Source organism: Mycobacterium sp. OTB74, assembly GCF_029892685.1.
In the GTDB taxonomy this organism is placed as follows: Bacteria; Actinomycetota; Actinomycetes; order Mycobacteriales; family Mycobacteriaceae; genus Mycobacterium.
On the sequence record NZ_JARXVD010000006.1, the window covers coordinates 22848 to 44152 of the forward strand.

17 protein-coding genes are annotated in these 21305 nt (G+C 65.4%); 7 read left to right on the forward strand and 10 right to left on the reverse strand.

Annotated elements, in window-relative coordinates; all coding sequences use genetic code 11:
• Nucleotides 1–62: 62 nt before the first annotated feature.
• Together M2432_RS10495 and M2432_RS10500 are read left to right on the forward strand one after the other, a co-directional pair.
• Nucleotides 63–989: a metal-dependent hydrolase gene (locus M2432_RS10495; RefSeq protein WP_280826753.1), complete on the forward strand. Its 927-nt coding sequence runs from the start codon at nt 63–65 to the stop codon at nt 987–989.
• Complete coding sequence (locus tag M2432_RS10500; RefSeq protein ID WP_280826754.1) at nt 982–2136, forward strand: hypothetical protein; 1155 nt, start codon at nt 982–984, stop codon at nt 2134–2136. Before M2432_RS10495 ends, M2432_RS10500 begins: the two co-directional genes overlap by 8 nt.
• 67 nt (nt 2137–2203) lie before the next feature.
• On the opposite strand, the gene M2432_RS10505 is transcribed toward M2432_RS10500, so the two are convergent.
• The 8 genes from M2432_RS10505 to M2432_RS10540 all read right to left on the reverse strand — a co-directional run bounded on the left by M2432_RS10505 (nt 2204) and on the right by M2432_RS10540 (nt 13466).
• Nucleotides 2204–2950 (reverse strand): 3'(2'),5'-bisphosphate nucleotidase CysQ, encoded by a 747-nt coding sequence (locus M2432_RS10505; RefSeq protein WP_280826755.1) that lies wholly within the window; start codon nt 2948–2950, stop codon nt 2204–2206.
• Nucleotides 2947–4794 (reverse strand): sulfate adenylyltransferase subunit CysN, encoded by a 1848-nt coding sequence (gene cysN, locus M2432_RS10510; protein WP_280826756.1) that lies wholly within the window; start codon nt 4792–4794, stop codon nt 2947–2949. Before cysN ends, M2432_RS10505 begins: the two co-directional genes overlap by 4 nt.
• A 36-nt stretch (nt 4795–4830) precedes the next feature.
• On the reverse strand, nt 4831–5760 hold the full coding sequence (cysD, locus tag M2432_RS10515; protein ID WP_280826757.1) for a sulfate adenylyltransferase subunit CysD: 930 nt from the start codon (nt 5758–5760) through the stop codon (nt 4831–4833).
• Nucleotides 5761–5917: 157 nt separating this feature from the next.
• Nucleotides 5918–7720 (reverse strand): glycosyltransferase family 39 protein, encoded by a 1803-nt coding sequence (locus tag M2432_RS10520; protein ID WP_280826758.1) that lies wholly within the window; start codon nt 7718–7720, stop codon nt 5918–5920.
• Between the two features lie 96 nt (nt 7721–7816).
• The gene (locus M2432_RS10525; protein WP_280826759.1) at nt 7817–9073 is read right to left on the reverse strand and encodes a bifunctional glycosyltransferase family 2/GtrA family protein; all 1257 of its coding nucleotides are present in this window, start codon (nt 9071–9073) and stop codon (nt 7817–7819) included.
• 154 nt (nt 9074–9227) lie between these two features.
• The gene (locus tag M2432_RS10530) at nt 9228–11093 is read right to left on the reverse strand and encodes a glycosyltransferase family 39 protein (protein ID WP_280826931.1); all 1866 of its coding nucleotides are present in this window, start codon (nt 11091–11093) and stop codon (nt 9228–9230) included.
• A gap of 89 nt (nt 11094–11182) precedes the next feature.
• Nucleotides 11183–12784, reverse strand: a complete 1602-nt coding sequence (locus M2432_RS10535) for a HAMP domain-containing sensor histidine kinase (RefSeq protein WP_280826760.1) — start codon at nt 12782–12784, stop codon at nt 11183–11185.
• A complete protein-coding gene (locus tag M2432_RS10540; RefSeq protein ID WP_280826932.1) occupies nt 12762–13466 on the reverse strand; it encodes a response regulator transcription factor in 705 nt (234 codons plus the stop codon). The genes M2432_RS10535 and M2432_RS10540 overlap by 23 nt, the downstream gene beginning before the upstream one ends.
• Before the next feature lie 213 nt (nt 13467–13679).
• Here M2432_RS10540 and M2432_RS10545 point away from each other — a divergent pair, with 213 nt between their 5' ends.
• A complete protein-coding gene (locus M2432_RS10545; protein ID WP_280826761.1) occupies nt 13680–14207 on the forward strand; it encodes a hypothetical protein in 528 nt (175 codons plus the stop codon).
• 6 nt (nt 14208–14213) lie between these two features.
• Here M2432_RS10545 and M2432_RS10550 read toward each other — a convergent pair whose 3' ends face one another.
• On the reverse strand, nt 14214–14468 hold the full coding sequence (locus M2432_RS10550) for a hypothetical protein (RefSeq protein WP_280826762.1): 255 nt from the start codon (nt 14466–14468) through the stop codon (nt 14214–14216).
• Nucleotides 14469–14657: 189 nt separating this feature from the next.
• Between M2432_RS10550 and M2432_RS10555 the strand changes: the two genes are divergently transcribed.
• Genes M2432_RS10555 through M2432_RS10570 form a run of 4 tightly spaced genes read left to right on the forward strand, consistent with a single transcriptional unit; the run spans nt 14658 to nt 20027 of the window.
• A complete protein-coding gene (locus M2432_RS10555) occupies nt 14658–15632 on the forward strand; it encodes an ABC transporter permease (RefSeq protein WP_280826763.1) in 975 nt (324 codons plus the stop codon).
• A complete protein-coding gene (locus tag M2432_RS10560; RefSeq protein WP_280826764.1) occupies nt 15629–16522 on the forward strand; it encodes an ABC transporter permease in 894 nt (297 codons plus the stop codon). The genes M2432_RS10555 and M2432_RS10560 overlap by 4 nt, the downstream gene beginning before the upstream one ends.
• Nucleotides 16519–18348 (forward strand): ABC transporter ATP-binding protein, encoded by a 1830-nt coding sequence (locus M2432_RS10565; protein ID WP_280826765.1) that lies wholly within the window; start codon nt 16519–16521, stop codon nt 18346–18348. Before M2432_RS10560 ends, M2432_RS10565 begins: the two co-directional genes overlap by 4 nt.
• A complete protein-coding gene (locus M2432_RS10570; RefSeq protein ID WP_348536304.1) occupies nt 18348–20027 on the forward strand; it encodes an ABC transporter family substrate-binding protein in 1680 nt (559 codons plus the stop codon). The genes M2432_RS10565 and M2432_RS10570 overlap by 1 nt, the downstream gene beginning before the upstream one ends.
• Here M2432_RS10570 and M2432_RS10575 read toward each other — a convergent pair.
• Nucleotides 20014–21270, reverse strand: coding sequence for an alpha/beta fold hydrolase (locus tag M2432_RS10575; RefSeq protein WP_280826766.1), 1257 nt, complete (start codon nt 21268–21270; stop codon nt 20014–20016). The genes M2432_RS10570 and M2432_RS10575 overlap by 14 nt on opposite strands.
• Between the last annotated feature and the right edge of the window lie 35 nt (nt 21271–21305).

A 21305-nucleotide genomic window follows, 5' to 3' on the forward strand; every position in this document is an offset into this window, starting at 1 on the left:
TCCACCTACGCTGTAATCATACATTGCGTCGAGTTTTTGTATGATTACCAACGAGGTGCCCAGTGACCGATCTCCAGGTCCGCAAGATGCGGTTCGCCTTCGCCGACTACCCGGTACCGTTCGTCTGGAACGAGACCAACGCGGCGTTCTCCGCAATGGCAAATGCGGTGTCCTTCTTGGCAATTGCGTTCGAGAAGATGATTGTCAGCACCATGGCAGAGGCCAAGCCCCTGCTGACCGATCCGGTGATCGCCGAGGAGGCCGACGCTTTCGTACGGCAGGAGGGTCAGCATTCGATGGCCCACCGCGCGCATGCGCGTGGGCTGATCAAGGCCTACCCCGCACTCAAGGAAACGCTCGATGAGGTGATCGCCTCGTTCGACGACCTGGTCGTCAACAAGCCACTCAAATACCGACTGGCCTACACCGCCGACCTTGAGGCGACCTTCACGCCGGTGTTCAAGCTGATGCTCGACCACGACGACACGCTGTTCGCCCCGGGCGACGACCGCGTCGCCTCACTGTTCCTGTGGCACTTCGTCGAAGAGGTCGAGCACCGCAGTTCGGCCCTGATCATCTACGAAGGGCTGGTCAACGACCCCTGGTACCGAATGCGCGTGGCGCCGTCAATTTTCAGACACGTGCTGAAGGCGGTGCGAATGGCGTGTAACGGCTTCAACAAACATCTCTCACTGGAGGTCCGCAAGGTCGACGCGCTGTCGGCGTTCGCGCTGGAACGCCGGAAGAACGAGATCCTGAAACGCCTCGGTCGGATTCCCGATTACGGCCCGTTCGAGAACGCGTTCACCGGCCTGCCGGTCGGCGAGTCACTGACCGCCCTGTCAGGCATCGTGCGCAGCCAGATCCCCGGGCACAATCCCGCCCACGAAAAGCTGCCGGCGCTGGCCGCCGAATGGTTTGATCGCTACGACGCCGGTTACGACGTCACCCACTGGTACACCGCGGGAAAGCAGAGCACCAATGTCTGACCTATGTACGTCCACGTTCGCTGATCTTGCTGGGCGCCTTGGGTTTTCCTGCGACACCGCGGGCGGCCTGATCAAGGTGCGCAATCCGCTGCAGCTGGAGAACTGGACGCTGCCGGTACTGGAACTGACGGTGGTCATCGGAGCGATCCTGGCCTTGGTGTACGCCATCAATCGACTGCGCCGCCACGGCGACGCCACCAACATCGCCGTGTGGTTCGGTGCGGTCGCCTACCTGTTGATCATCGAACCGCCGCTGTACTTCCCCGGCGCCTTCGGCATTGCCGATCACGTCGACACCATGTTCGCGCACAACGTGTTCACCGTCGATTTCCTCTGGGGCAGGCTGCCGCTGTACATCGTCGCGATCTATCCGATGATGGCCACCGTCGCCTTTGAAATCGTCCGTAGCCTAGGGGTTTTCCGACGCTACGGCACCGTGGTCGGCGCGGTCTGCGTCGGATTCGTACACCACGCGTTCTACGAGATCTTCGACCACCTCGGGCCTCAGCTGCGGTGGTGGGAATGGTCGGTGCACAACCCGATGAACCAACCGATGTTCGACTCGGTGCCACTGCCCAGCGTGGTGGTCTTCGCGGCGCTGTGGCCGATGTCGCTGGCATTGTGCGTGCAGTTCTTCGTCGGTCGGCACGCCGATCGCGGACAACGGTTCAACGCGGGCCAGATCGTCTGGCGCACCGTGGTCGCCGGCGTACTGGCATCGCTGGGCACCGCGATCCTGCCGCTACCGGCGACGGTGATCGGTGGACTGACCGGCAGTTCAACCGCGGGCGGCGTGGCCTACGCGCTTGAGCTGATCATCATCTTCGCCGTCGCCGCGCCGGTACTTTTCCAGCAATGGCGACGCCTGCGCACCACTCCGCCCAGCCCGACCGAGCCGCGATACGTCACCGCACCGCTGCTGATCGGTTACAGCGCAGCCTATTTGGCGGTCATGGCGGTGCTGTGGGTGACTGCGCTGCCGGCATACCTCGGGGCCGTCAACGGCGTCACCGCGCACGGCGACCCAACCGGCAGCCTGTGGTACGCGCTGGTCTGCTTCGTCATCGCCGGTGCGTGCATCGCCGCGGTGCGTACCTCGGCACCGGCCAAAACTCCTGCGCCACAACCGGTGGCGGCCGCCAACTGAGCTATCGAGAAAGCCGAAATGGCTGTCGGAACTTCCGTTCCCACAGCCATTTCGTATGTTTCGGCCGTTACGACGCGGAGGTGATCGCCAGGACCCGCTCGGCCAACTCCGGCCGGCACACCACCAGGTCCGGCAGCTTGGGGTCCTTGTGGTTGTAGGTCAACGGCGAGCCGTCGATGCGCGAGGTGTGCAGACCCGCAGCGCGGGCCACCGCGACAGGCGCCGCGGAGTCCCATTCGTACTGCCCTCCGGCATGCACGTAGACATCGGCGCGTCCCTGGACCACAGCCGCGACTTTGGCTCCCGCCGAGCCCATTTCGACCAGGACACCGTCCAGTGCGTCGCGTACCGCCAAGGCGACCGCAGGTGGACGGGTCCGGGACACCACGATCCGCGGCGGCCCGTCGACCGCGCGGGGCGCAGCAACGTCAGGGGTATACAGCGTGGTGTTCTGCGCCGGCAACGCGACAGCACCGGCCACCAGCTCACCTGATTCCCACAACGCCACGTGCACGGCCCAGTCGTCACGATCGAGTTCGGAGAACTCGCGAGTGCCGTCGAGCGGGTCGATGATCCACACCCGAGCGGACGTCAGCCGGGCGTTGTTGGCCTTCTCCTCCTCGGTCGCCTCCTCTGACAGCACCGCGTCGTCCGGCCGCAGCCGGGCCAACTCGGTCATCAGGAATTCGTGGGATCGCTTGTCCCCCGCGTCTTTCCGCTCCTGGGCGGTGGCGGTGGCGAACTCGGCCCGCACGTCGAGCAGCAGCTCACCGGCGCGGGTAGCCAGGCGCTCGGCGACCTCGTGATCGATCATCGCTCGGCCACCAACATGTCGACCACGCGCTGGGCCTGCGCCACCAGATCATCCGGAATCAGCCTCAGGTCAGGGTCCTTCGGCCGCTGATACGGGCTGTCGATACCGGTGAAATGGGTGATCTCACCGGCGCGCGCCTTGGCATAGAGGCCCTTGGGGTCGCGTGCCTCGCAGTCTGCCAGCGGGGTGTCCATGAACACCTCGAAGAACTCGAATCCCTGATCGGTGTGTACCTTTCGAGCCAACTCGCGATGCTCTTCGAGCGGGCTGATCGCCGGCACCAGCACGATCTGACCGGAATCAGCGAGCAAGGTGGCGATGTGGGCGAGCCGGCGCAGGTTCTCCGACCGGTCGGCCATGGAGAAGCCGAGGTCCGCGTTCAGGCCGTGGCGCAGGTTGTCACCGTCCAGAACGTATGCCGGACGGCCCATTTCGAGCAGCTTGCGTTCCACCAGCATGGCCACCGACGACTTGCCCGAACCGGACAGGCCGGTGAACCACACCGTGCTGCCCTTGGACAAACGGTCTTCAGTGGTGACCAGATTGGCGTGCCGCACCGCGTTCGGACTGGCGGAGCGGGCTGCGGCCGGAGTGGTGTCGCGGACCATGCCGGCGGCCACGGTGCCGTTGGTGTCCGGGTCGATCAGGATGAACGATCCGGTGACCGAATTGCGTGCGTACTCGTCGAGCAGCAGCGGGGCCTGGGTGCGCAGGGTGACGCGGCCGAGCTCGTTGAGCTTCAAAGCCGTTGCGCTCTTGTCCCGGTGCAGGGTGTTGACGTCCAGCCGGTAATCGAGCGCCTCCACCCGCGCCCGGGTGGTCCGAGTGGTGTGCTTGATGACGTAGTCGCGGCCAGGTTCCAGCGAGGCATCGTCGGCCATCCAGCACACGGTGGCGTCGAATTCCTGCGTGACGTAAGGCTGGTTGTTGGCCCGGGCGATCATGTCGCCTCGGCTGATGTCAATGTCGTCGGCCAGACTCACCGACACCGCCATGGGCGCGAAGGCCTCCGCAAGCGGACCGGTAGGTCCGTCGATCGCGGTGATGGTGCTGGTCTTTCCCGTTGGGAGAACGATTATTTCGTCGCCCGGGCGCATCACACCGCTGGCGATGGTGCCGGCGTAACTGCGGTGGTCGGCATGCTCGTGGGTCTGGGGCCGGATGACGAACTGCACCGGGAAACGCACGTCCATCAGGTTGCGGTCACCGGCGATGTACACCTCTTCAAGGTGGCTCAGCAGTGCCGGCCCCTCGTACCACGGCGTCTTGTCCGATTTGGTCACCACGTTGTCGCCGGTCAGCGCGGACAGCGGAATGGTGGTGACGTCCTGGATGTCCAGGCGGGCGACGAACTCATGGAAGTCGTCGCGAATCTTCTCGAAACGCTCACGGTCCCAATCGATCAGGTCCATCTTGTTGACCGCCAGCACGATGTGCTGAATACCCAGCAGCGAGGCGAGGAACGCGTGCCGGCGGGACTGCTCGAGCAGACCGTGCCGGGCGTCGACCAGCACGATGGCCAGCTGCGCAGTCGAGGTGCCGGTGACCATGTTCCGGGTGTACTGAATGTGGCCCGGGGTGTCAGCGATGATGAATTTGCGCTTGGCCGTGGCGAAATAGCGGTAGGCGACGTCGATGGTGATGCCCTGCTCCCGCTCCGCGCGGAGGCCGTCGGTGACCAGAGCCAGGTCGGTGTACTCGTGACCGCGTTCCTTGGAGGTGCGCTCGACGGCGGCCAGCTGGTCCTCCATGACCGCCTTGCTGTCGTAGAGCAGCCGGCCGATCAGCGTGGACTTACCGTCATCCACCGAACCGGCAGTGGCGATGCGAAGCAACGTTGCCATATCAGCTGTGCCCTCTCTTCTTCGCGCAAGCGCTCATCAGAAATAGCCTTCCCGCTTGCGGTCTTCCATGCCGGCCTCGGAGATTCGGTCATCTGCGCGAGTGGCCCCGCGCTCGGTCAGTCGCGACACCGCGGTCTCGGCGATGACTTCGTCAACCGTCGAAGCCTCCGACTCGACACAACCGGTGCAGGTGACGTCGCCGACGGTGCGGAACCGCACGGTCTTGGTGATCACCGGTTCGTCCTCGCGCGGCTGCAAGTATTTGTGTACGGCGAGCAGCATGCCGTCGCGCTCGAAAACCTGACGCTGGTGCGCGTAGTAGATGCTCGGCAGCTCGATCTTCTCGGCGCCGATGTAGGCCCAGATGTCGTACTCGGTCCAGTTCGAGAGCGGGAAAACCCGGATGTGCTCGCCCTTGCGGTGTCGGCCGTTGTACAGGTTCCACAACTCGGGGCGCTGGTTCTTCGGGTCCCACTGACCGAACTCGTCGCGGAAGCTGAAAACCCGCTCCTTGGCGCGGGCCTTCTCCTCGTCGCGCCGGGCGCCACCGAATGCGGCGTCGAACTTGTTCTCGCGGATACCGCGCAATAGCGACACGGTCTGCAGCGGATTGCGCGACGGGCCGTTGTCGACGACGCGTCCGGCGTCGATGTCCTCTTGAACGCTGGCGACAACAAGGCGCAGGTTGTGCTGGGCCACCAGGGCGTCGCGGGTGGCGATCACCTCTTCGAAGTTGTGGCCGGTGTCGACGTGCATCACCGGGAACGGCAGCCGGCCCGGCGCGAACGCCTTGATGGCCAGATGCAGCATGACGATGGAGTCCTTGCCACCGGAAAACAGCAGCACAGGGCGTTCAAACTCGGCGGCGACCTCGCGGATGATGTGGATGGCCTCGGCCTCAAGCGAGCGCAGGTGCGTCAGCTCATATTTGGCCACGTGCTGGTCGGCCTCAGATGCGGCTGTCATCATTTCCCCGTAAAGTTGGTTGATTTGGTCAACATTAGAACTATAACCGCAATTTACGGGCGGTAGCTGTTGATGTCAACGTCGGTTGCTCGACGGCGTCACCTGCACGCGATTTGTGCCCGTTTTCCGGCGGTCAGCGCCGGAAAACGTGCACAAATCACCGATAGGTCTGCAGGTCGTAAACCGTGGCACCACCGACGTCGAGCTTGGTGAAGTGCGCGGTCACCCACGCCGTGATATCGGCGGCGCTACCCGAATCGTGCTTGACCGGCCGTTTGTGATCGCTGGCGATGAAATAGCGCACCGCCCCGTCGCCGACGTACTGCCGGAATTGCGCCAGAGTCGGCGAGTTGTCGCCGCCGGAGAACCCACCGATCGCCATCAGCGACTTGCCGGTGCTCAGCTCCAGGTCGCTCACCTGCCATGAGCCGATAGCCGCTGCAGCCCAACGGCTATCGGTTTTGCGGACCAGATTCTGCAGCGCCACATTGGGGCCGTCGGATCCGGGACCACCATGGCCGGAGCCGCCGTCTCCCCCGGGCCGCGGCGGGCCAGACATGGAACTCGGCCCGTTGGTGTGCCCGTGCGCCACGTTATAGATCGCAAACGACGCCGAACCTGCCAGCGCGGTCAGCACGGCGGCGCCGGCCACCATTGCGGTCAACCGGCCGGGACGTCGAACGCCGACGGCGACCATCGCTGCCACCACGAGGGCAAGCACCAGAATGATCCCGTGCAACGCGGGCATCCACTCCGGCGTGCGCCCCAGCAGGCTCCAAGCCCAGATGCCCGTCGCCGCGAGCATTCCCGCAAGTACGAGCCGGGCCGGCAACGTCGCCCGGCGCTGCCACAGTTCCGCCACAGACATACCGAGCAGCGCTGCGACGGCGGGTGCCAGTGCGACGTTGTAGTACGGATGCACGGTGCCGTCCATGAAGCTGAACACCGCGCCGGTCACCACAAGCCAACCGCCCCAGAGCAGTACCCCCGCACGCGACGAATCGGTGCATGGCGCAGCGAGGGTCAGCCACAGCAGGACCACCAATCCGATCAGCGCAGCCGGCAACAGCCAGGACACCTCGACGCCCATCGACGGCCCGAACAGTCGGGTAGCGCCAGCCTGACCACCGAAGAACAAGCTGCCGTGGCCGGGCCCACCGTCGCCGCCGGTGATCCGTTCGATCCCGTTGTAGCCCAACGCCAATTGCAACAGACTGTTGTCGGTTGATCCGGCGATGTAGGGCCGGGCGTCCACCGGCCAGAGGGCGACCAGCGCCAGGTACCAGCCGGCCGAGGCCAGCACGGCCACACCGGAAATCAACAGAGGGCCGATTCGCCGGCCCAGACCGAACGGTGCCGCCACCAGAAATGCCAGCGCCAGGCCGGGGACGGGCAGGAAGGCCTGCAGCATTTTGGTCAAGAAGGCGAAGCCGATCAGCACACCGGTCAGCGTCATCCAGCCCACCGAGGACAGGAAGTCACGCTGCTCGATGGCCCGCACCGTGCAGTAGGCCGCGGTGATCAGCAACAGCACCAGCAGCGCGTCCGGGTTGTTGAACCGGAACATCAGCGCCGCAACGGGAGTCAGTGCCAGGACAAGGCCGGCGAGCAGTCCGGCGGCCGCACCGCTGGTGCGTCGAACCGTGGCATACAGCATGCCGACCGCCGCGACCCCCATAAGCGCCTGCGGCAGGAGCATGGTGAACGCATTGAATCCGAACAGCCGTCCGGACAGGCCCATGAACCACATGGCCGCGGGCGGCTTGTCCACGGTGATGGCATTGCCGGCGTCCAGCGAGCCGAACAGCAGAGCCTTCCAATTCTGGGTGCCGGCCTGGGCGGCCGCGGCGTAGTACGAGTTGGCCCACCCGGATGAGCCGAGCCCCCACAGATACAGCACCGCCGTGCCGATCAGCAGCGCAGCCAGCGCGCCCAGCTCCCAGCGGGGACGGGTCCACAACGACCGGATCCGCTAACCGGCCGGCGGGTAGTCCCGCAGGCCGGCTGGTTCTTGTCCGGCGGTTGAGTCCGACACGGCGGTCATGCTGACCAGCTTTCAGCTGGCCCGGCGGGGATGGAAGACCCAACCACGCAACAGGACGAATCGCACCGCGGTGGCGACCAGGTTCGCGACCACGAGCACCGAGAGTTCGACCAGATGGTGGGCGTGCGGGACCAACAGATGCAGGCCGGCCAGCGCGCCACTGGTGATCGCCAGCGCGACACCGAAGACGATCAACCCCTCGAACTGATGCCTGGCCGCACTGGAGGCACCGCCACCGCTGACCCCGAAGGTGAAGCGCCGATTAGCTGCGGTGTTGGCGATGGCGGTCAGCAGCAGCGCCACAAAGTTGGCGATCTGGGCACCGAATGGAGCCTGCATCAACGAGAACAGCAGCAGGTAGGCCAGCGTGGAGGCGACACCGACGGCGCCGAACCGCACCACCTGCCGCAGCAGCGATTTGGGGGCAGCGGCCTTGGTGGACGAACTCAGTTGGGCAGCAATAGTATTCACAGGGATGGTGCCGTTGGCAAAACCACGTAGCAGTCGGCCCACACCCTTGAGATCGTCGGTAGCGGTGGCGATGATGTCCACTCGGCTGTCGGGGTCGTCGACCCAGTCGACCGGCACTTCGTGGATACGCAGTCCGGTGCGCTCGGCCAGTACCAGCAGCTCGGTGTCGAAGAACCAGCCGGTGTCCTCGACCAACGGCAACAGGTGCTGCGCGATGTCGGCGCGGATGGCCTTGAAACCGCACTGGGCATCGGAGAACTTGGCCGACAGCGTGGACCGCAGGATCAGGTTGTAGCAGCGAGAGATGAATTCGCGCTTGGGTCCGCGCACCACCCGGGAGTCGCGGGCCAGCCGGGTCCCGATGGCCAGGTCCGAGTGGCCGGAGATGAGCGGGGCCACCAGCGGGTCGAGCGCAGCCAGGTCGGTCGACAGGTCGACATCCATGTATGCCAGTACCGGCGAGGGCGATGCCGACCACACATGGTGCAGGGCGCGTCCGCGGCCTTTGAGCTCGAGGCGCACCACCCGGACGTTGTCGAGCTCGGCGGCCAACTCGGCAGCGACCCGCGGGGTGTCGTCGATGCTGGCGTTGTCGGCGATGGTGATCTGCACCGGGTAGGGGAAGTTCTCGGCCAGGTGGCGGTGCAGCCGGCGGATCGAGCCGGGCAGCGCGACCTGCTCGTTGTAGACCGGCACCACGACGTCGAGGACGGGGACGCCCGCGGCCTGAGCGGCGATTGCAGCATTCGGTCGGGTGGTGAAGCGGCGATCGGTGTCGCGCTCAAGCACGTTCGTCATGACACCTATCTTGGGGCGGCTTGTTTGGTCGATCGTGAGTCGAAGCTATGGACAAGCTATGTGTTCTGAGCTGGGAGTTGCGTCTTTAATCTGACCGTTAACACGGCGGCCACGGCGCATTCGTCCGATTGGCCGGTCCCTCGTAGGAGCGACGTCAGGCGAGTGGCACAGTCAGGTCGTAAACCACTGTGTTGTCGACCGTCGTGACCGGGAAATGCTCGCGCACCCAGATCGCGATGTTCTGCGTTTCGTCGCTGCCCGAGCCGCCCTGGCCACCGTGCCGGCCCATCATGATGTTTCCGCGGATGTAGTAGTGAATCTGGTGTTCGGCGACGTACTGCTGGAATTGCGCCAGGGTCGGTGCCGGGTCGGTGCCGTTGAAGCCGCCGATGGCCATCACCGGAGCCCCGGCGGCCAGTTGGTAGCCGGCGGCATTGTTGGAGCCGATCACGGCGGCGGTCCAGCGATACTTCGCGGCGTCGGTGGTCAGCAGGTTGGTCAGTCCGGGGCCGGGCACCGGCGAATCCAGCAGACCACCGATGCCACCCGGCGGCGGGCCGCCAAATGCACCCGGGCCGCCAAACCCGGCCGGCGGTGGGCCGCCGAAACCTCCTGGGCCGTGGCCTGCAGGGCCGACCGACGGGATGGCCCCGGTATGCGAGACCGCGGCGGTGGCAACCGCGTACGTGGTCGGCGCGGCCAGACAGGCCAACACCGCCAGAGCCGCGGCGCCGCGAGCCAGCCGGTCCGGGAGCCTGGGCACCAACAGCACGACCGCGGCACCGATCCCGACGGCTGGGGCCGCGGCACGCAGCCAGCCGAATTCACCGTTGCGGCCAAGCAGCACGGCACCCAGCCATACGGTGACCAGCACGCAACCGGCCATCGCAACGCGGGCTGCCAATACAGATCTGCTGCGCCACAACAGGACCGCACCGATGCCCACGCAAGCCCCGATGGCTGGGGCCAACGCGACCGTGTAATACGAATGCAGGATGCCGTTGGCGTAGCTGAACACCACCGCGGTGAACAGCAGCCAACCACCCCACAGAACCAGCGCTGCCCGCGTGGGGTCCGTCCGAGGTTGACGCCGGGTCAGCACCAACCCGGCGACCAAGCAGATCAGCGCGGCCGGCAGCAGCCAGCCCGCGCAGGTGCCCATGTCACCACCGAGCAACCGAGACCAGCCCACGTCGAAGTTCATGTTGCCCAGGCCACCCGGCTCGTCACCGGTGAGCCGGCCGACGCCGTTGTAGCCCAGTGCCAGCTCGATGATGGAATTATTTTGCGATCCACCGATATACGGGCGCGACGAAGCCGGCCACAGCTCAGCCAACAACAGATACCACCCACCGGCGAGCACCATCGCCAATGAGGCGCCGGTCAATCGCAGCAGTCGGGTGCGCCATTGCGGCGGCCCGGCCACCAGATAAGCAGCAGCGAAAGCCGGTAACACCAGGAATGCTTGCAGCATCTTGGCCAGAAACGCGAAACCGATCGCCGCTCCGGCGAGCGCCAACCACCAACGGCCCGAGTCTTTTTCGCACGCCCGCTGCACGCAATAGGCACCGACGACCAGGAGCAGCACCAGCAGCGCGTCGGGATTGTTGAACCGGAACATCAAGGTGGCCACGGGCGTCAGCGCGAACACCGCACCGGCCAGCAGCGCCGCGGACGGCCCTGCGGCACGGCGCACCGCGGCGTACAGCACCGCCACGGCCGCGACTCCCATCAATGCCTGCGGCAGCAGGATGCTCCACGAGTTGAGCCCGAACAACCGCACCGAGAGATCCATCACCCAAAGCGCGGCCGGAGTCTTGTCCACGGTGATCGCATTGGCGGCATCGCTGGAACCGAACAGCATGGCCGTCCAGTTCGCGGCCCCGGCCTGCGCGGCCGCCGAGTAGAAGCCGTTGGCCCAGCCAGATACCGACAGATTCCACAGGTACAGCACGGCGGTCCCGACGAGCAGCACGCCGTAGGCCACCCACTCCCCTAGTGGGCGCCGCACTGCCGGCACGTCGAGCGGGGTCGATTCTTCGGGCGCCGCAAGAACTTTCGGCGCATCAAACACTACGGGTGTCACCAGATTGATTCTCACAGCGATCGCTAAGCGGTTGTCGAGGCGAGGCTGTGCCCGGGCTGTGTGGCCGGTTCGGTAGGTAGACGCACCGAGAACACCGTGGCACCCGGCTTGCTCTGCATGTCGATGGTTCCGCCGTGCGCCTTCACCACCGCAGCGACGATGGCCAACCCCAGACCGGTGCTGCCGGCCTGTCGTGACCGCGACGAATCACCGCGGGCGAACCGCTGAAACACCTCTGGCTGCAGATCTTTTGGAATACCCGGACCGTCATCGGCGATGGCTATCACCACGGCGTCCGAACCGTCGCGAGACAGTGATGTGGTCACCGACGTGCCGGGCGGGGTGTGGGTGCGGGCATTGACCAGCAGATTCACCAACACCTGGTGCAATCGGGCGGGGTCGCCGACGATCGTCACCGGCTCGTCGGGCAGATCCAGCGACCACTTGTGGTCCTGGCCGGCCACGTGGGCATCGCTGACGGCATCCACCAGCAGGCGGCTCAGGTCTACGTCCTCGGTCTCCAGCGGCCGACCGGCGTCCAGGCGGGCCAGCAGCAGCATGTCTTCGACCAGTCGTGTCATACGAGCGGCCTCGGATTCGACCCGGCTCATCGCGTGGGCGACGTCGGCGGGCACCTCTTCGTGTTTGCGTTGGGCCAGTTCGGTATAGCCACGAATGGCGGCAAGCGGGGTACGCAACTCGTGACTGGCATCGGCAACGAACTGCCGAACCCGGGTCTCACTGGCATGCCGGGCGGCCATTGCCGCAGCAATACGATCCAGCATGCGGTTCAGCGCCGACCCCAGCTGGCCCACCTCGGTGTGCGCGGCGACCGGATCGACGTGCACGATCTCGGTGGGCAGCTGCACTTCGCCTTTGTCCAGCTCCAGGTTGGCCACATTTCGCGCAGCCGCCGAAACCCTTGACAGCGGCGCCAATTGGCGACGAATGATCCACACTCCGACGACCGCCGCCGCCAGCAATGCGAAAAACGCTACGGCGCAGAACATTCCGGCCACCCACAGCAATGTGTTATCGACATGCGCGGTGGGCAGTCCGACCACGATGGTTTCTGGTCCACCGTGCCGAGGGTGCATTCCGATGATCCGATACGACCCCAACCCGTCCAGGTCAACGGTGCGGGTGATGTGGTCGGGCCGCACCTTCGCCAATTGCGCTGCGGCCGTGGGGGTCACCTCGGCGCGCCCACCGTCCAAGGTGATCACCCCGGCGTCGATCTGACCGCGAAACACCACCGCCCCGACGGTGCCCACGGCCTGGCCAGGAGCATTGAGGAATCCGGGACCGGGCCCAGCTTGCGGATCGAATCGGGGCCGGGAGTGCCGATCCATGGGCGGCCGAGCCACCCCGCCGGTCAGCGGGGGCGCCAGCGGCGGAGGCGGCAGCTCGAAGATGGCGGCTGAGCGACGACCGGCTTCGAGCACCTGGTTGTCCAGCTGATGCTGCAAAAAGCGTTGCAGCGCAAACTCGGTCGCCATGCCGATGGCGGCGATGACCAACGCCAGCAGCAGTACCTGGGTCACCAGCAACCTGACCCGCAGCGACCAGCTTCGGGGCTGCCAGATCCGGGCGCGCGGTGCCTCAGCGCGGCGGTCGGAGGACATAACCGGCACCGCGCAGCGTGTGGATCATGGGCTCGCGGTTGGTGTCGATCTTCTTGCGCAGGTACGAGATATAGAGCTCGACGATGTTGGAGCGACCGCCGAAGTCGTAGCTCCACACCCGATCCAGAATCTGGGCCTTGCTCAGCACCCGCTTGGAATTGCGCATCATGAAGCGCAGCAGCTCGAATTCGGTGGCAGTCAAGGTGATGGACTCGCCACCGCGGGTGACTTCATGGCTGTCCTCATCAAGCACCAGGTCACCGACGACGATCTGCGCGCCACCGCTTTCGTTGGCCACCCCGGTGCGCCGCAACAGCGCCCGCAGTCGGAGCACGACCTCTTCGATGCTGAACGGTTTGGTGACGTAGTCGTCGCCGCCGGCGGTCAGCCCGGCGATCCGGTCTTCGACCGAGTCCTTGGCGGTCAACAGCAACAGCGGCAACCCCGGTTGCTGTTCACGCAGTCTGTGCAGCACATCCAGGCCACTCATGTCGGGCAGCATGACGTCGAGCACCACGACATCGGGTGGGTTCTCTTTGGCCAATGCGATGGCAGTGGCGCCGTCACCGGCGGTGGCGATGTCCCACCCCTCGTATCGCAGGGCCATGGACACGAGTTCAGCGAGCACCGGCTCGTCGTCAACCACGAGCACGTTGATCGGCTTGCCATCGGCCCGGCGCATCACGACTCGCGGGGTATCGCTGTCATGAGCGGCGCTGTTTGGGCTTGTCACATCGCCATTATGGGTAACTGTCGTGGGCACTCACTGTGACAAGTCTATGTACAACCTATGAAAATGGCAGTGATCGTTGACGCCAGCGTCGCGCGCACTCACACAGGCATCATTTGCACCACATACAGGGAACGCACATATTGGGCCGTGAAGGTGGTCGCCATGAGTGATACCAGCAAGAAGGCCGAGGCGGATCGCGCTGTCACCCGCTGGCGGCGGCCGGCCGCGGTGGTTGCGGTGGCAGTGGCGATCGGCGGGCTCGGTGGCGCCGCGATCTATGCCGCCACCGATCAACCGAGCGGTCACCATGCCTCGTGGGGCGGCCATCCGCCGGCTGGTCAGCCCGGCCCGCCGCCGGGTGGCTTCGGGCCGGCCAATGCCGATGGCGATGCGGCGGATCAGGCGTTGCACAGCGAATTCGTCACCCGCAACGGCACCGGTTCCCGCACCACCGTGGTGCAGACCGGAACAATCACCGCCGTCGTCAATCCGCCCGTCTCGGGTGGCCCGCAGTCGATCACCGTGCGCAGTGACGATGGCTTCGCCCAGACCTATGCGATCCCAGCCGGGCAGCCGTCAGCATTCGCCCCGGATCAATACGTGAGCGTGCGTGCCACTCGAGATGGTCAGACCGTCACGGTGACACACATCAGTAACGCGACACGGCCGGACGGGGCCGGATTGCACTGAGTCGAGCTATCCCTGGGGGTTCGCGTTGGGGTTTTCACCGGCGAACAGCGGCGCTTTACCGGTGATCGAGGGCACCGCCTGGGTGATGGTCGGCGTGCTCGGCGGAGTGGTCATCGATACCAACGTGGTGTTGGCGGTGGTGGATTCGGACGGATCGGCCAGCACCCCGCCGCATAGCGCGGCAAGTGCCACGACGGCGCTGCCGCCGATGATGCCGACAGCGACCTTGACACTGCTGCCGGACGTCTTTGCTGGGCTCACGTGCGTTCCCCTTTTTCTCGTGCACACTCGGTGCGCGGCGCATCCGCGATGGATCTAGTGAACACAGGCATTCTGTGAAGATGCTGCCGTGCCACTGAAAATTCCCCACCTTCGCCACGACCCGGTAATGACGGTGACATCCCGCCCTATCTCATAACCTGTGCGCATGCGGTTTCCAGTGAGCGCTCCATGACGCGATTCTTGCTCCGCCGCTTCGTCAACTACCTGATCCTGCTGACCCTGGCGGTGTTCCTCACGTTCGCGTTGACTTCGGTGACGTTCCATCCGCTGGACAGCCTGCTGCAGCGCAACCCCCGCCCGCCGCAATCGGTCATCGACGCCAAGGCCCACGACCTGGGCCTGGACCAGCCCTTCCCCCTCCGGTACGGCCACTGGGTCTCCGATGCAGTGCATGGCGACTTCGGTAAAACCATTACCGGACAACCCGTTTCCGCGGAGCTCGGTCGGCGCGTGCTGACCAGCCTGCGACTGGTGGTCATCGGGTCGGTGCTGGGCACCATCGTCGGCGTCATCCTTGGTGCGTGGGGCGCCGTTCGGCAATACCGATTATCCGACCGCGTGATCACAGTGCTGTCGCTGTTGGTCCTCAGTGCCCCCACGTTCGTCATCGCCAACCTGTTGATCCTCGGCGCGCTCGGGGTGAATTCGGTTCTGGGAGTTCAGTTGTTCCAGTACACCGGGGAGACGTCGCCGTTCACCCACGGTGGCTGGAGCGCATTCGTCGACCGACTGCAGCATCTGGTGCTGCCCACCGTGACACTGGCGCTCGGCGCCATCGCGTCCTACAGCCGATATCAGCGCAACGCCATGCTCGACGTATTGGGTCAGGACTTCATTCGCACCGCACGGGCCAAGGGGCTGACGCGGCGTCAGGCGCTGTTCAAACACGGCCTGCGCACCGCCTTGATTCCGATGGCCACGCTGTTCGCCTACGGAATCAGCGGATTGGTCACTGGCGCAGTGTTCGTCGAAAAAATCTTCGGCTGGCACGGGATGGGTGAGTGGATGGTGCAGGCGATCAACAATCAGGATGCGAACATCGTGGCCGCCTTCACCCTGTTCTCCGGGACGACGATCCTGCTGGGCGGGCTGCTCTCCGACGTCATCTATGCCGCACTGGACCCTCGGGTGCGGGTCCGATGACTACTCAATTCGCTTCGCGCCGGACTCTGGTGGCGCGCCGTTTCGTCCGTAACCGGCCCGCGGTGGTGTCGCTTGTGGTGCTGTGCTTGCTCTTCGTTGGTTGTTACGCGCTGCCTCCGCTGCTCCCCTACGGCTATACCGACATGGATTTCCGCGCGTTGTTGCAGCCGCCGGGTGCTGGACATTGGTTCGGCACCAACGCACTTGGCCAGGACCTCTTGGCCCAGACGCTGCGTGGGATGCAGAAGTCACTGCTGATCGGGGTGTGCGTGGCGGTCATCGCGACGGTGATCGCCGCGACGGTCGGATCGATCGCCGGGTACTTCGGTGGTTGGCGCGACCGCGCGCTGATGTGGCTGGTGGACCTGCTGCTGGTGATCCCCGGCTTCATCCTGATCGCGATCATCACGCCCCGGACCCGGCACCAGTCCACCATCGTATGGCTGATCGTGCTGCTTGCCGGCTTCTCCTGGATGGTCAGCTCGCGCATGGTTCGCGGCCTGACCATGAGTCTCCGAGAGCGCGAATTCGTCACGGCCGCAAGGTATATGGGGGTCAGCAACGCCCGGATCATCGCGCGTCACATCGTGCCCAACGTGGCGTCGATCCTGATCATCGACACGACGCTGAACGTGGGTATGGCGATTCTGGCCGAAACGGGTTTGAGCTTCCTGGGATTCGGTGTGCAGCCGCCTGACGTGTCGCTGGGCACGTTGATCGCCGACGGCACGGCCTCGGTTCAGACATTCCCCTGGGTATTCCTGTTCCCGGCCGGTGTGCTGGTGTTGATCGTGTTGTGTGCCAACCTGATCGGCGACGGACTGCGGGACGCGCTCGATCCCTCCACCCGTACGCCTAAACGGGTTCGTCGTCCGGAGGTAACCCGGTGAGCCTAGTCGAGGTCCGGGACCTGACGGTCACCTTCCAGACCGATGCTGCCGATGTTTCGGCGGTGCGGGGCATGAACTTTGAGCTCACACCGGGCGAGGTGCTGGCGCTGGTCGGCGAGTCCGGTGCCGGTAAGTCGGCGACTGCGATGGCGGTGGTGGGCCTGCTGCCCGAGCACGCCCGGGTGACCGGTTCGGTCCGGTTACAGGGCCAGGAGTTGATCGGTCTCGACGACGCTGCCATGTCCCGGGTGCGCGGCCGGGTGATCGGCACGGTGTTCCAGGACCCGATGTCGGCGCTGACGCCGGTGTATACCGTGGGCGACCAGATCGCCGAGGCGCTTCGTGTGCACAAACGCGAAACATCGCGTGCCGCAGCGCGTTCGCGGGCAGTCGAGCTGCTCGACCTGGTCGGGATCAAGCAAGCTGCGGAGCGGGCTCGCGCGTTCCCCCATGAGCTGTCCGGCGGTGAACGCCAGCGGGTGGTCATCGCGATGGCCATCGCCAACGATCCTGATCTGATCATCTGCGACGAACCGACCACCGCGCTCGACGTCACGGTGCAGGCCCAGATATTGGACGTGCTGCGCACCGCGCGCGACGTCACCGGCGCCGGGGTCCTGATCATCACCCACGACCTCGGCGTGGTCGCCGAATTCGCCGACCGGGCAATGGTGATGTACGCCGGCCGCGCGGTAGAGACCGCCCCGGTGGCCGGGCTCTACCGCGAACGCGTCATGCCGTACACCGTCGGATTGCTGGGGTCGGTGCCGCGCCTGGACGCACCCCAGGGCACCCGGCTGGTACCGATCCCCGGCGCACCACCGGCCATGACCGCACTGCCAGTGGGCTGTCCGTTCGCCCCCCGTTGCCCGCTGGCCGACGACGACTGCCTGCGTGCCGAACCCGAGCTACTCGAGGTAGCTCCCGGACACGCCGCGGCCTGTATCCACACCGACCAGGCCGCCGGTCGCAGTGCGGCCAACATCTACGGGGTGGCCACCGAACCCGTTACCCAACAGCCCGATACCGATGCGCCGACCGTGCTCACCGTCACCGACCTGGTCAAGACCTACAAGCTGCGCGGTGGGCTGTTCAGCCGCAAAGTCGGCGAGGTGCGTGCCGTCGATGGCGTCAGCCTTGAACTGCACCGGGGCCGCACCCTGGGCATCGTGGGCGAATCTGGTTGCGGCAAAACCACGACGCTGCATCAGATCCTGGATCTGGCCGCGCCGCAGTCGGGTTCGATCACAGTGCTGGGCCATGACGTGGCAACATTGAGCCGCGACACCCGCCGGGAATTGCGCGGCGAGTTGCAGGTGGTGTTCCAGGACCCCGTCGCTGCGCTGGACCCCAGACTGCCGGTGTTCGACGTGCTGGCCGAACCGTTGCAAGTTGGCGGCCTTGCCAAGAGCGGCATCGATGCCCGGGTAGCCGAACTCCTCGACATCGTCGGCCTGCGGCACGCCGATGCCGCCCGCTACCCTGCGGAATTCTCCGGTGGGCAAAAGCAGCGAATCGGCATCGCGCGAGCGCTGGCCCGGCAACCGAAGATCCTTGCTCTGGACGAACCGGTTTCAGCACTGGACGTCTCGATCCAAGCAGGCATCATCAACCTGCTCCTGGACCTGCAGGAACGTTTCGGACTGTCCTATCTGTTTGTCTCACACGACCTTTCGGTGGTGCGGCACCTGGCCCACACAGTGGCCGTCATGCACAAGGGCAAGGTCGTCGAACAGGGCTCTGCCGCACAGGTTTTCGGTGATCCGCAGGACGATTACACCAAACGGTTGCTGAGTGCGGTCCCGCAACCGGGCGGGGAGGGCTGATGCTGGGTAAACGGTGGGTCGCGGCCCTGGCGGCCGTGCTGACGACCGGCTACGCGGCCGGCTGCTCGGCCCCGCCACCAGAACCCGTCGGCGGGCATGCCGCCACTCTCGGTGCCAGCAGCGACATCAACCCCAAAGACCCTGCCACGCTGCAGGATGGCGGCAACCTCCGACTGGCTCTGGCGGCCTTCCCGGAAAACTTCAACACGCTGCAGATCGATGGCAACACCGGCGACACCGCCGCCGTCATCAGGCCCACCATGCCGCGCGCCTTCATCATCGGCCCGGACGGTTCGGCCACCGTCAACCACGACTATTTCACCGATGTCCAACTGACCGGCACCAACCCGCAGATGGTCACCTACACCATCAACCCGAAGGCGGTCTGGTCCGACGGGACCCCGATCACCTGGGAGGACATCGCTTCACAGGTGAACGCGACCAGGGGTGTCGACCCGGCATTCCAGATCGCGAGCCCGAACGGCAGCGAACGCGTGGCCACCGTGACCCGTGGCGTCGACGACCGCCAGGCCGTCATCACTTTCGCCAAGCCGTACTCCGACTGGCGAGGCATGTTCGCGGGCAACGGCATGCTGCTGCCCAAGAGTTCGACGGCCGCCCCGGAGGTGTTCAACAAGGGCGAACTGACCACGCCCGGACCGTCGGCGGGGCCATTCGTCATTTCCGATGTGGACCGCGGCGCGCAGCGAATCACCTTGAGCCGCAACCCCAAATGGTGGGGTGCCCGGCCCCGGCTGGACGCCATCACCTACACGGTGCTCGACGATTCCGCGCGCATTCCGGCATTGCGCAACAATGCCATCGACGCCACCGGCCTGGGTTCGCTCGATGAGCTGACCCTCGCGCGTCGCACCAAAGGTGTGGACATCCGGCGGGCACCGTCGGTGAATTGGTCGCACCTGACCTTCAATGGCGCTCCCGGTTCAATACTGCACGACCCCGTCCTGCGGCATGCGGTGGCTCAGGGCATCGACCGCCAGACGATCGCCACCGTCACCCAACACGGATTGGTCGACGACCCGGTGCCGTTGAACAACCACATCTATGTCGCGGGCCAGAAGGGCTACCAAGACAACAGTGGCGCAACGACTTTCGACCCTGATGCGGCGCGGCGACAGCTCGACGCGCTGGGTTGGAAGTTGCCGGCCGGCGGTCAGGTCCGAGAAAAGGACGGCAGGCAACTGGTGGTGCGTGACGTGTTCTACGACGCGCCGGCTACCCGGCAGATCGGCCAGATCGCCCAGAAGACGCTGGCCGACATCGGGGTCAAGCTGGATCTGGTGGTCTCCTCCGCCTCAGACCTGTTCAGCCAGTACGTCATTCCCGGCAACTTCGACATTGCCGAATTCGCTTGGCTCGGTGACGCTTTCCCACTCGGTAGTCTGACCCAGATCTACGCGACCGACGGTGAGAGCAACTTCGGCAAAATCGGTACTCCACAGATCGATGCCCAGATCGATGCGACCCTCAACGAGCTGGACCCAGACAAGGCGCGGGTGCTGGCCAACGAACTGGACAAGATGCTGTGGGCTGAGACGTTCAGCCTGCCGCTCACCCAGTCCCCCGGAAACATCGCCGTCCGAGACACTTTGGCCAATTTCGGCGCCGCCGGACTGGCCGACCTGGACTACACTGCGATCGGATTCACCAAGTCTTGAGTTGACGCAGCGTCTGCGGCAGTACGGGCGGAACCATGCCTTCGGCCGCCATCGCGGTCACGATGCCACGCGTCATCAGCCGCAGCGGAAGGTTCGGCATATCCAATTCTGCTGTGCGGGAAGGTAAATCGTCGAGCTGACCGTCGCGCACCGCCCTCGCCACCGCCAGCGCACTGCGTTCGCGTTGATCAAGCACGCTGTGTCCGGCAGTAGGCAGTTCAACCAGCACCGAACGCGGGATCAACTCTGCAATGCGCCGAGCCACCGCAGGTGGAGTGGTGAGATCCCGGCCGCCGGACAGCACCACGGTGGGCCACTCGAAATTCGGCATCTCGGACACCAGATCATACGGTTCGGCGACGAAATCCTTTTCTCCCGTGGCTAATTCACGGTATGCCAAAGCCGGGTCGATCGGTAGGCCGTCCGGCTCAGCGCCGTAGTTCAGCTCGCGATAACCGATGTGCCCGACCAGATCGGGCTCGTGCCGATACGGCGTCTTGCGCTCGAACAACATCTTGGTGCTCTGTCCGATTGCGCCCCACAGCAAGCCACGACCGGTCTGCACCAGGTCCAGCTCCTGTTCCAACACATCGGGGCCCAGCAATCCGTACAGACCGGCGGCCAACTGCAAGGCCCACGGTGTCAACTGCCCGGCCGCCACCATGGTCTGTACCTTCTGGGCCAGCCGCGCAGTGCTGGGCGCGGTGCCGTCCCACAACACCGCCCGGGTGGCAGCTCGTACCTCATCGATATCGTCGGCGCACAGCAGCGGTGAATCCAGCACCATTGCCTGCACCCGTCCGGGATGCCGCACACCCAGCCCGGAGGCCAGGTAGCTGCCGTAAGAAGTGCCGTAAACGACTGCGGTGTCGACCTCTTCGGCGTCAAGTACCGCCGCGATATCGTCTACCGCAGCGTCGATGGTCAGCGCCTCGGCAGGTAGGTCGGCGCCCGCATCGTCGTGGCGGGACATGCCGACCCCACGATGCTCGACCATGATGACGTCGAGCCCGGCCGCGACCGCACTCTTGCGCAGGTTTCGGTAGCTCCCGATGGAGGCCGCCCCTGGTCCGCCGGGCACGAAAATCACCGGTTGGGAGCTCTTGGGGCCGGAACGGACGTAGTACAGGTCGAAATCCTGACCCTGCCGTTCCGGCGCCGCCACGGCTCGCCGCACCGACCGCACCCCGGGCTGCGCTGCCAGCCGGTCGTGCGCGCGGCGGCGTTTGGCGTTCATCGTCATCGCTATCCATTGTGCTCGCGCCTGCAGCTCAGACA

Bases quoted from the DNA above. Each gene is read 5' to 3' on its own strand.
- M2432_RS10555 (WP_280826763.1), top strand. From the start codon at position 14,658: ATGACGCGATTCTTGCTCCGCCGCTTCGTCAACTACCTGATCCTGCTG.
- M2432_RS10505 (WP_280826755.1), bottom strand. From the start codon at position 2,950: ATGATCGATCACGAGGTCGCCGAGCGCCTGGCTACCCGCGCCGGTGAG.
- M2432_RS10570 (WP_348536304.1), top strand. From the start codon at position 18,348: ATGCTGGGTAAACGGTGGGTCGCGGCCCTGGCGGCCGTGCTGACGACC.
- M2432_RS10545 (WP_280826761.1), top strand. From the start codon at position 13,680: ATGAGTGATACCAGCAAGAAGGCCGAGGCGGATCGCGCTGTCACCCGC.
- M2432_RS10500 (WP_280826754.1), top strand. From the start codon at position 982: ATGTCTGACCTATGTACGTCCACGTTCGCTGATCTTGCTGGGCGCCTT.
- cysN (WP_280826756.1), bottom strand. From the start codon at position 4,794: ATGGCAACGTTGCTTCGCATCGCCACTGCCGGTTCGGTGGATGACGGT.
- M2432_RS10540 (WP_280826932.1), bottom strand. From the start codon at position 13,466: ATGCGCCGGGCCGATGGCAAGCCGATCAACGTGCTCGTGGTTGACGAC.
- M2432_RS10560 (WP_280826764.1), top strand. From the start codon at position 15,629: ATGACTACTCAATTCGCTTCGCGCCGGACTCTGGTGGCGCGCCGTTTC.
- cysD (WP_280826757.1), bottom strand. From the start codon at position 5,760: ATGACAGCCGCATCTGAGGCCGACCAGCACGTGGCCAAATATGAGCTG.
- M2432_RS10525 (WP_280826759.1), bottom strand. From the start codon at position 9,073: ATGACGAACGTGCTTGAGCGCGACACCGATCGCCGCTTCACCACCCGA.
- M2432_RS10575 (WP_280826766.1), bottom strand. From the start codon at position 21,270: ATGACGATGAACGCCAAACGCCGCCGCGCGCACGACCGGCTGGCAGCG.
- M2432_RS10535 (WP_280826760.1), bottom strand. From the start codon at position 12,784: ATGTCCTCCGACCGCCGCGCTGAGGCACCGCGCGCCCGGATCTGGCAG.